The organism is Bacillus cereus group sp. BfR-BA-01356 (assembly GCF_022663635.1).
Taxonomy (GTDB): domain Bacteria; phylum Bacillota; class Bacilli; order Bacillales; family Bacillaceae_G; genus Bacillus_A; species Bacillus_A cereus.
Genome location: NZ_JAKUFX010000169.1, coordinates 1 through 10,534 on the forward strand (window position 1 = coordinate 1; position 10,534 = coordinate 10,534).

A 10,534-nucleotide genomic window follows, 5' to 3' on the forward strand; every position below is an offset into this window, starting at 1 on the left:
TCGAGAGATTCATAAGAAAACGTCATCCTTTCTAGTCTAGCTTTTTTAGAAAGAATAACGTTTTTTTACACTTGGGGGTAGTGAAGATTTTTAAGTTGATGGGCATGGGATCAAGACCATATAGCAATAGTTTCGGGGTCACAAAATGCTTTAGCGATTACATTGACAGCGTTGTTTAAACCTGGAAACCGAATTGCAACTGATGTATACACCTATTCAAATTTTATCGAATTGGCAAAAATGCTACATATTCAATTAGTACCCATTCAAGGGGATGAATTTGGAATGCTCCCAAGTGAACTCGATAAGCAATGTAGTCAATTAGATATTCATGGTATTTTTTTAATGCCTTCTTGCTCTAATCCTACTACGATTATGATTTCAGATTTTCGAAAAAAAGAGTTAGCAGCAATCATTCGAAAGCATCAAATAATTTTGATTGAGGATGATATTCATGCATTTTTGACAGCAGGGGTTATTTCTGATTATGAGCAACCAATGTTTAATTTACTTCCAGAACAAAGTGTTTATATTAGTGGAACTTCTAAGTGCATTTGTTCAGGATTAAGGGTTGCTTATATGGTATTCGGGGATGCCTTACGTAAGGATATTTTAAAGGCTATATTTAATGTCAATGTTAAAACATCTTCTTTAGACGTAGAGGTGATAACAGAGCTAGTGTTATCAGGAAAAGCTCATGAAATTGTTAAGCAGAAGAAATTTTTAGCGGAGTCTGCAAACGAAATTTATTCAGGCTATTTTTCTTCCAACAAGGCTGTAGGGCATCCTTTTAGTTTTTACCGTTGGCTACCTATTCAAAATCATTATGATGCATTTCAATTAGAAACAGATTTGGAGAGGCACGGCATTCGGGTTTTTCATTCCGAGCGCTTTATTACCGCACAAACCATGCCTAATCAGTATTTAAGAGTTGCTCTATCCTCTACAAACTCATTAGAAGAGTTGAAAATAGGGCTAGAAATACTAAAACAATATCTCGGCTAGTTTAAAAAGAATACAGCAGACATTTACTTGAAATAAAGGAAAATGCTATTTAACAGTGAAGTCGTAGTAAAAACTCTTCTATAGGCAAGAAGAGTTTTTTTGTGAGTCTATAGTGTTCTGGGAGGATTAGTATTTTTATCATTAAAAACGATAAATAAATATATATAAATATAATGTATTTGTGTTATTATGATTACGTTGGAAAATAAAGTATATTTTCATTCGTAAAAATAATTAGGAGAAGAAGGGGAAATAGCATGAAAATGAAAAAAATGATTTTAACAGGTGTAGTACTTGCAGCAACAACTTTTACATCTTTATCAAATGTACAGGCAGATACAACATTTAAAGATGTTCCAGCAAATCACTGGTCTACAAAAGCAATTTATGATTTAACAAATCGTAAAGTAGTGCAAGGGTACGGAAATAATATCTTTGGCTTTGGTGACAATGTAACTCGTGGGCAAGTTGCTCGAATGATTTATATGTACCTAAAACCAGCAGATGCAGATGCTAGCTTCAAAAATCCTTTTACTGATATTAAAGGACATTTGTTTGAAAAAGAAATCTTAGCACTTGCTAAAGCAGGATTTGTAAATGGATTTGGTGATGGGAAGTATGGTCCAGATGATATTTTAACTCGTGAACAAATGGCACAAGCACTTACAAATGCTTTTAAATTTAAGGCAACGAAAACAACAAAATTTTCAGATGTTGATAAAAATTCTTGGTCTTACGGTGCAATTAGTGCATTAGAGGAAAATGGGGTTACAATTGGTACTGGAGGTAATATGTATTCTCCAAAAATGTTTGTAACACGTGAAGCGTATAGTCAGTTCTTATATAACTCTATTAATGCAGTTGAAAAAGAAACAAAACCAGAGCCAAAGCCAGAGACAAAACCAGGGGTAACGCCAATAGGTATTCCCAATGCGTTAGTGACAGATGATTTTTTCTTTGATAGATATTCAATTGAAATTTCATCTGTAAGAGAGCGATCTATTTCTAAACAAGGTCAAAATCTTGTTACTGAAGTAAATAAGAAATATAATGCGAATTTCAGATATAGATATGTAGCATCAGAAATTGATCTATATACTCCTAATTTGCCAAGAATGATTGACTCTCATGGTTCATTTTCGTTTGTTGGGAAGGATGAAGATAACTTCTATTTCATGTTTGTCGTTGACAAATCAACTGTTGAGTTAGCGAAAAACTGGATGCATATGATAAATCCGAATTTCACTCTTGATAAAGAGATTGATAGATTAGTAAATCCAAATCCAGAATTAAAAAAAGAAATTGATAGTTTTGTAAAAAATGATAAGGATTATATCAATCGTTTTGAAAAAGATAATCATAGCGTAGAATTAAATGTAAGTCCTCTACAGTGGGTAAAACCTGGGGAGTCTGTAGTTACTCTACATCCAGATTACTATGTATTAGGAATTTCTGTACAAGGAAAGTAATATTTAAGTAGTGTATTGATTTTCGTACAGTGAAGGATAGACAATATTAGGGCTTATTGATTTTTTGAAACAGACCTACTGTTATTGAAGTGCACCCCAATTGTTAGACACATAATTAACAATTAGAGGTGCATTTTTTTTATTTGCTTTAACTGTATAGATTTTTTAAAAAATAGATACTATTTCATTTCTTTTGCTTTAAAGATGGAGCACTCTCTTTTTCTCGTCAGCGTTTGAACCAACAATTAAAACATCTTAATTCCTTTAGCAAGGCTTGTAAAATTCCAAAAGTTCAACAGGAATATTATTTTTGTATGCTATACATGCTTTTGTATCACCACGCTGAATGGTCTTTTGGTCAATTAACAAAAGCGCAGCAAACGTATTTGCTTCTATCTCTAATTTATCAACGGAAAAGAATGTATTCTTACGCAGAAAAGGTGTATTTGCATGAGTATGTAGAACCGCGTGTCCTAATTCATGGGCACAAACAGTTCTCTGCATAGATGGAGATAAATTAGTATTAATAACAATGAAACGATTTCTTTTTTCATATTTATAAAAACCATTTATTTCTTCATGTAAATCCCATGTTAGTACATGTATTTTTAAGTAATCTGCAAGCTCATAGGGGTTTTTCGTGTTGTATTTGGTGCAAAGTTGTTGGACTAGATCTCTAATGACGAATTTCAATGTTTTCCCTCCTAAGCTTGCATCAGTTATCGTCTGGATTACGATATTTCTTAGGCACGTATTTTTTATTGATTACTTTTGTTTGTTTTACAATGTACTCCATCGCATCTAATAATGACTCTACCGCTTCTTGACTCATAGGTTCACCAGAGAACATTAAGCCATCTTCGCCTTGTAGATCTTTCTTTATTTCTTCCATTCTTTTTGCTATATCTTTCTCATCTTTTGGCGTTACTTGTTCGTTTGGTTCGCCTGTAACAGATCGACCAAGTAAATAGTCAGCTGAAACTGAAAAGCAATCAGCTAATTTAGTTAAAACATCATGTGGAGGGAACCTCTCTTCTGATTCGTAGTAACCTATCATTCTTTGGGATACGCCGATTTTTTCTGCCAGTTGTTTTTGAGTTAAATTCTCTTTTTTTCGTAAGGATTTTATTCTAAGTCCTATCACATCGTTCACCTCTCTAATTGAACTAATTGTTCTCTTTGAATTCATTTTAGCACAAAAAGTTCTTTTATGCATTGACAAAGAACAATTAGTTCTTTAATCTTTATTTAGAACTAATTGTTCTTATGGAGGTGTGATAATGGGAAATAAAATGTACGATCCGAAAAAAAACTTATATAAAGAAATTGCTAGCTATTGCGGAGTAACTGAACGCTATATTCGAATGATTGATCAAAAAGAAAGAACGCCATCAATGGAGACAGCTAGGAAGATTGCACAGTTTTTTGATAAGAGTGTAGATGATATTTTTTTTAGTAATAAATCGAACTTTAAGTTCTTTTTAACCGCACTTTGGTTTAAAAAGTGTGGAAAGTAGATTTTGTCATGGAGAAGTTAAGAGTTGCAATAAGTAAGTAAAAAAGGTTTGAAAATATGAGAGGTAGATAATATGGGGATTTTCCGAGTAAAAAAAGATAATAATTATTCCGTTATTAATAATACCGGTCTAAAGGATAAGAGGCTTTCTTGGAAGGCGAAAGGAATATTAGCTTACATACTTACACTTCCAGATGATTGGGTGTTTTATAGAGAAGAATTATCGCAACATGCAAAAGACGGTATTAATAGCTTAAGAGCTGGAATGCAGGAATTAAAAGAGTACGGATATATTAGAAGATTTCCTGTTAGAGATGAAAAAAACAAAATTGTTAGATGGGAGACAATTATTTACGAAATCCCAGTGGATGATTATCCACCAGTGGAAAACCCACCTGCTGGAAAACCTGTTGCTGGTAACCTACCGGTGGATAATCACAAGCTACTAAATACTAATATACAAAGTACGAAAGAACTAAATACTGATATACAAAATATAAATCATATTCATGATAATAAACAAAGTTTACTCTCAAAAAAATTAACAAATGAAGATTTTAAAATAAGTCATCAATTTTTGATGAAGAATAGAATTTCATTAAGTGAAATAGCAATTATAGAGCTTGGTGCATTTTGTGAATCATTAGGTAGTGAACTAATTGGGGAAGCAGTAAATAGATCAATTGATGAAAATGTACCAAAGTGGAGATATGTACGTGGGATTCTTAAAAATTGGGAAGCCAAAAAGGTAAAAACACTCAAGGATGTAGCTATGCTAGATGCACAGTTTGATCTTGGTAAGAATAAAAAACAATTTGGGTCAGGGAATACCAATCGAAATGAAATGGTACCAGAATGGTTACATGAAAAAGAAGATATTCCAGAAGAGCAGCCTATAAAAAATAATGAGTTAACTATTGAAGAAGAGCGTGAGAGATTAAAAACTTTATTAAAAAAATATAAATCATAATTAATATTTATAAATTTTATTAAATTGATAATAAGGTTAGCTTATCTTTGGTGATAAAAATAAAAGCAGCATTTAAATAAAGAAAAGTAGGGGGATTATTATATGTTTGACTGGCTCAAAGATTATCAGAAACTAGAAGAAGAAATTGCATATTTAGAATATAACTTAGACAAATCAAAAGCGGAGTTAAAGCGCTGGACTAGTGGGGACTTGCAAAATATACGATTAACTGCTGAATCGGAAGGGGCTAAAGTAGAAGATCGGATTGAAGCTATTGAATATGAATTAGGACATAAGATGAATGAAGTATTTGATTTAAAGATTTTAATTAATAAGTTTACAGGATTAGATCATCAAATACTCAAAATGAAGTATATTGATGGAATGACCTTAGAACAAATAGCGTTTGACTTGCATTATAGTACAGGCTATATCCGACGCAAACATGCTGAAATAAGAAAGATTGTCAAGTTTGTAGATGGGTTTTAATGTTACCTTTTTGTAGGATACATGCAGTGTACAGAAAGTATTGAAAAAGTGATTTATAGTAGTAATATAAGATTTCGACGAAAGGGCAACTATTTTTATGGTTGCTCTTTTTGTTGTGAAAGAAGGTGAGCAAAATGAAGTAATTTTAAAAAATAATTTTCATTTAAGTGTTAGAGGTACTTAGTAGATTAAGAGTTTTATAGAAAAAATAATAGGAAAATAAGGAGAGATTTAGTAATGAGTATATTAGCTGCTTCAGTTAAAACAAAGAATCTGCCACAACAAGTGTTACGTTGGCAATCAATGGTAGAAAGTGAATGTTCAGCACAAGGTGTGTCTGAATTAGTTCCCTATGTACTTGGGATTATTATGGTGGAGAGTGGAGGAAACTCTGAAACAACACCTGATATTATGCAGTCCAGTGAATCACAAGGTTGGGCGATGAATACAATTAAAAATCCTAAAGATTCAATTTATTATGGAGTAAAGCATCTAAAAGGAGCTTTTGATGATGCAAAGAAAAATGGCATTACAGATTTAAGTGCCATTGTTCAATCATATAATTTTGGACGAGCTTACCTTCGCTGGTTAGCTTCTAACAATAAACAACATTCATTACCGGTGGCAGATCAGTATTCTAAAACGGTTGTTGCGCCATCACTTGGAAATACGACTGGTGCTATGGTCAAGTATAGTCAGCCTATTGCCATTGCATACAATGGTGGCTACCGATATAAAAATGGAGGGAATTTCTTCTACTCTGAAATTGTTAAGCAATATGTAGATTTTGATGAAGGAAATGGTGGCGGTGATAATAAGCCATTACAACCAAAAGGACTAGGAATTGCAACGTCTAAATACCCAGAAGGATCGGGTATCAATTTATATAGTGGCCCTGGAAAAGATGCTTGGTTCACAGGTAATGTTATTAATACAAAAATGCCATATTTAATTATAGATGCTGCTTGGTATGGTGGGAATGAAAAAATGTTGTGCCTAGGTTGGGAAGCATGGGCGAAAGAAGAGCACTTTGAAGTAGAGTGGTTCCATGCTTATTCAAAATATCCAGCAGGTTATGGTATTAACACATATGATGGTCCAAATGGAAATTATAAAGGAAATGTAGATGGATCTTATCCATATGGCGTTTTTGCGAGAAAAGATGGTTATATCGATATTGGACAAAATACATGGGTAAAAGAAGAACATTTTAATGTAAGGTAATAACAAAGGATCTCTTTTTCTTTGATTATAAATATTAAATTTAAACATTAAGAAAATGTGTTATAAAAGGTGCTTTTTTAAGTGCCTTTTTATATTACTTATAAATAGAAAGGAAGATTATTATGGCAAAATTTATTTATCCAACAGATACAACGAGAGTAACAAGTGGTTTTAGGGGGAGCAGACCAGATCATCATGGGATAGACCTTGCTGAATCGGGCTATCATCTAATTTATGCAGCGGCTAGCGGACGAGTTAGTCGTTCTTATGTTTCATCCAGTTATGGTGAATGTATTATGATTGTGCACACTATTGATGGGATTACATGGGAAACGGTATATGCCCATATGCGTAGTGGTTCTCGAACAGTAAAAGAAGGTGATTATGTTACACAAGGACAAACTATTGGGATTATGGGGAACACAGGGGATTCTAGTGGTCAACACTTGCATTTTGAATTGCATAAAGGGTCTTGGAACGTTAATAAGAGTAATGCTGTGAATCCATTAGATTACTTAGGAAAAGGGGACGGTGGTGGTACAACTGATCCTTCTAATAAACCACTACAACCAAAAGGACTAGGAATTGCAACGTCTAAATACCCAGAAGGATCGGGTATCAATTTATATAGTGGCCCTGGAAAAGATGCTTGGTTCACGGGTAATGTTATTAATACAAAAATGCCATATTTAATTATAGATGCTGCTTGGTATGGTGGAAATGAAAAAATGTTGTGCCTAGGTTGGGAAGCATGGGCGAAAGAAGAGCACTTTGAAGTAGAGTGGTTTCATGCTTATTCAAAATATCCAGCAGGTAATGGCATTAACACATATGACGGTCCAAATGGAAATTATAAAGGAAATGTAGATGGATCTTATCCATATGGCGTTTTTGCGAGAAAAGATGGTTATATCGATATTGGACAAAATACATGGGTACAAGAAGAGCATTTTAATGTAAGATAATATCTTTAAATCTGCACGTATTAAGTAGAATGAAAAAACTTGTTATCATACCTCTTGAGATGAGAGTAATATCTGTAAAATGCTGGGCGGAATATAGAGTGGAAGTTTTGAAAGAGCAACTGATGTAAAAGGTTGCTCTTTTTCCTTTTTGAATATGAGGATTATAACCCATTATATAAAATGCGGCATGTATGAGCATTTAATTTCTAGATGGACTTAATAATTCAATGGAATTTTACATGATAAAAAATAAAAGAAAAAGGAGATGTTCAGTAATGGAAATTAGAAGAAAATTAGTGGATCCAAGTAAATATGGTATAAAGTGTCCCAATACAATGACACCAGAATTCATTACAGTACATAATACGTACAATGATGCATCAGCAGAAAATGAGATATCGTATATGATTGGAAATAATAATTCAGTGTCGTTTCATGTTGCAGTAGACGACAAAGAAGCAGTGCAAGGTATTCCGTTTGATCGTAATGCTTGGCATGCCGGTGATGGTAACGGGAATGGTAATCGTAAATCTATCGGGGTTGAAATTTGTTACTCTTTAAGCGGTGGAGATAGATATTATAAAGCAGAAGATAATGCAGCAATTGTTATTGCTCAGCTAATGAAACAATTCAATATACCGATTAGTAACGTACGTACACATAAATCGTGGAGTGGAAAGCATTGCCCACACCGAATGCTCGATGAAGGAAGATTGGATCAATTCATTGAGAAGATAAACAAAGCATTTAACAAAGATAATAATAAACCACTACAACCAAAAGGACTAGGAATTGCAACGTCTAAATACCCAGAAGGATCGGGTATCAATTTATATAGTGGCCCTGGAAAAGATGCTTGGTTCACAGGTAATGTCATTAATACAAAAATGCCATATTTAATTATAGATGCTGCTTGGTATGGTGGGAATGAAAAAATGTTGTGCCTAGGTTGGGAAGCGTGGGCGAAAGAAGAACATTTTGAAGTAGAGTGGTTCCATGCTTACTCAAAATATCCAGCAGGTTATGGTATTAACACATATGATGGTCCGAATGGAAAGTATAAAGGAAACGTAGATGGATCTTATCCATATGGAATTTTTGCAAGAAAAGATGGTTATATTGACATTGGACAAAACACATGGGTAAAAGAAGAACATTTTAATATACGATGAGAATAAAGAGCTACTCTATGAGTGGCTTTTTATTTTTAATCAAGTAAGAAGTGGGAAAGAGGTGGTAAAATGGATAGTTTACAAGAGGTGAAGGGTGATGTTCAGGAAATAAGGCAAGATATTAAGGATATACGATTAGAGATTAGAAGTTTAGAAATGCGGACGACAGGTAATGAAAAGGACATTATTAATATCAATAAGCAATTAGACAAAATCAGTGCTAATACAACTTGGATTCTACGCCTTATTATTGGTGGACTAATTGGAGCTGCTCTTACCTTCTTTTTGAAAGGGGGAGGTATGTAATGATTGAAATTACGGCAATGATTGGGGTTGTTGTAGGAATTTCACAAATTGCAAAAACAACTGGACTGCAAACAAAATATATTCCGTTATTTAATTTAACACTTGGCATTACGCTAGGTGTTTTATTTTTGTCTCAAGATATTAAACTGAATTTATTTCAAGGAATAATTATCGGATTGTCAGCTAGTGGGTTATTTGACCATACAAAAATTATAAAAAGGGATGCCGATAGAAAATGAAAAAGAAATACAAGCATATTTTATCCATAGTTGTTGCTATTATTTTAGTATTATCAATTGAAACAAATGTATTTGCTGATAGAATTCTATTTATTCCTGATTTACCAAAACAACCATACCGTTATGGTGTTGGAGCTTATGAAGGTGTTGTGGCACATTCTACAGCTACCCCAGAGGCACCAGCAATTAATATTCAAAAATATGAGTCTCGTACATGGCGTTCAGCGTTTGTTCACTACGCAGTGGATTGGAATGAAAAGATTCAAATTGCATCTACAAAACATCAGGCATGGGGGGCAGGTCCAGCAGCAAATGCTAGATTTGTTCATGTTGAATTGTGTGAGACAAGTGATCCATTGAAATTTAAACGTTCATATGAAAAATATATAGAATTAATTGGGAAAATCTTGCGAGAACGAAATATTCATCCCTCTAAAGGATTATGGACACATAGGGACATTACGTATAAATTAGGTGGGACAGACCATGAAGATCCACTAGATTATCTTCGTAGTCATGGCGTATCTGAGGCTAAGTTCCGAGTAGACGTGTTAAAGGTTTATAACGGGAGCACGGTTACAGTGGATACCAAACCACAAAAAACAAATAAAATATATGGTACAGTAGAGTCGAATGGTGTTGCATATATTGAAGGATACAATGTAAATCTCCGCTCTGGACCATCAACAGAAAATAGTGTTATTTGTAAGCTACAAAAAGGTGAGGCTTATAAAGTATGGGGTAAATTAGGAAACTGGTTACATCTTGGTGGTAACCAATGGATTTATTATGATTCTTCATATATTCGTTACCAAGGCAATGAACCTGCTACAGTAATTGGTAAAAGAGTTATTTCAAAAGTAAATAATTTACGTTTCTATGATTCTCCATCTTGGCAGGATAAAGATGTTGCCGGTACTGTAGATATGGGTTTAGGATTCATTATTGATACAAAGGTAATTGTAAATAATTTATCACAATATAAAGTGCACAATAGTAAAGGTAGAACATATTATGTAACAGCAAACGAAGCCTATGTGTATGTGAAGTGAAAGAGAGGATCTGCTCTGGTCATCTCCCTGTCAAGTAGACAGTAATAAAAAGAGTATTATGCCACGGCCTTTTCCCGATATTCTATCGGGGAAAGGCCGTGAAGTTTTTCTTGGAATCTTTCTGTAT

Annotated in this window: 13 protein-coding genes and 1 pseudogene; 11 read left to right on the forward strand and 3 right to left on the reverse strand. The window is 33.7% G+C overall.

The features are described from left to right. Positions 1-108 precede the first annotated feature (108 nt). Positions 109-1,005: pseudogene (locus MR168_RS30180) on the forward strand (aminotransferase class I/II-fold pyridoxal phosphate-dependent enzyme); the annotation flags it as partial. 257 nt (positions 1,006-1,262) lie between these two features. Continuing rightward, positions 1,263-2,474 carry an S-layer homology domain-containing protein gene (locus MR168_RS30185; RefSeq protein WP_174402591.1) on the forward strand — a complete coding sequence of 404 codons (1,212 nt, stop codon included), beginning with the start codon at positions 1,263-1,265 and terminating at the stop codon, positions 2,472-2,474. A gap of 264 nt (positions 2,475-2,738) precedes the next feature. Here MR168_RS30185 and MR168_RS30190 read toward each other — a convergent pair whose 3' ends face one another. After that, complete coding sequence (locus MR168_RS30190) at positions 2,739-3,167, reverse strand: ImmA/IrrE family metallo-endopeptidase (RefSeq protein WP_000673778.1); 429 nt, start codon at positions 3,165-3,167, stop codon at positions 2,739-2,741. A 22-nt stretch (positions 3,168-3,189) separates the two neighbouring features. Continuing rightward, positions 3,190-3,618, reverse strand: a complete 429-nt coding sequence (locus MR168_RS30195) for a helix-turn-helix domain-containing protein (RefSeq protein WP_000579788.1) — start codon at positions 3,616-3,618, stop codon at positions 3,190-3,192. Positions 3,619-3,754: 136 nt separating this feature from the next. Here MR168_RS30195 and MR168_RS30200 point away from each other — a divergent pair, with 136 nt between their 5' ends. The 9 genes from MR168_RS30200 to MR168_RS30240 all read left to right on the forward strand — a co-directional run bounded on the left by MR168_RS30200 (position 3,755) and on the right by MR168_RS30240 (position 10,407). After that, positions 3,755-3,991 (forward strand): helix-turn-helix transcriptional regulator, encoded by a 237-nt coding sequence (locus MR168_RS30200; RefSeq protein ID WP_000527101.1) that lies wholly within the window; start codon positions 3,755-3,757, stop codon positions 3,989-3,991. Positions 3,992-4,063: 72 nt separating this feature from the next. Beyond that, on the forward strand, positions 4,064-4,960 hold the full coding sequence (locus MR168_RS30205) for a DnaD domain protein (protein ID WP_086411689.1): 897 nt from the start codon (positions 4,064-4,066) through the stop codon (positions 4,958-4,960). Positions 4,961-5,062: 102 nt separating this feature from the next. Further along, a complete protein-coding gene (locus MR168_RS30210) occupies positions 5,063-5,449 on the forward strand; it encodes a hypothetical protein (RefSeq protein ID WP_000460733.1) in 387 nt (128 codons plus the stop codon). A 237-nt stretch (positions 5,450-5,686) separates the two neighbouring features. Continuing rightward, complete coding sequence (locus tag MR168_RS30215; protein WP_086411690.1) at positions 5,687-6,673, forward strand: lysozyme family protein; 987 nt, start codon at positions 5,687-5,689, stop codon at positions 6,671-6,673. Positions 6,674-6,795: 122 nt separating this feature from the next. Then, positions 6,796-7,638, forward strand: coding sequence for a M23 family metallopeptidase (locus tag MR168_RS30220; protein WP_086411691.1), 843 nt, complete (start codon positions 6,796-6,798; stop codon positions 7,636-7,638). A gap of 275 nt (positions 7,639-7,913) precedes the next feature. Beyond that, complete coding sequence (locus MR168_RS30225; RefSeq protein WP_086411692.1) at positions 7,914-8,810, forward strand: peptidoglycan recognition protein family protein; 897 nt, start codon at positions 7,914-7,916, stop codon at positions 8,808-8,810. Positions 8,811-8,879: 69 nt separating this feature from the next. Continuing rightward, entirely contained in the window at positions 8,880-9,116 is a 237-nt protein-coding gene (locus MR168_RS30230) for a hemolysin XhlA family protein (RefSeq protein WP_000377825.1), read from the forward strand. Then, positions 9,116-9,355: a holin gene (locus MR168_RS30235; RefSeq protein ID WP_076775817.1), complete on the forward strand. Its 240-nt coding sequence runs from the start codon at positions 9,116-9,118 to the stop codon at positions 9,353-9,355. Before MR168_RS30230 ends, MR168_RS30235 begins: the two co-directional genes overlap by 1 nt. Beyond that, complete coding sequence (locus tag MR168_RS30240) at positions 9,352-10,407, forward strand: N-acetylmuramoyl-L-alanine amidase (RefSeq protein ID WP_086411693.1); 1,056 nt, start codon at positions 9,352-9,354, stop codon at positions 10,405-10,407. The genes MR168_RS30235 and MR168_RS30240 overlap by 4 nt, the downstream gene beginning before the upstream one ends. A 56-nt stretch (positions 10,408-10,463) precedes the next feature. On the opposite strand, the gene MR168_RS33785 is transcribed toward MR168_RS30240, so the two are convergent. Continuing rightward, on the reverse strand, positions 10,464-10,534 hold a 71-nt coding region (locus MR168_RS33785; protein ID WP_325782447.1), incomplete at its 5' end, for an IS3 family transposase.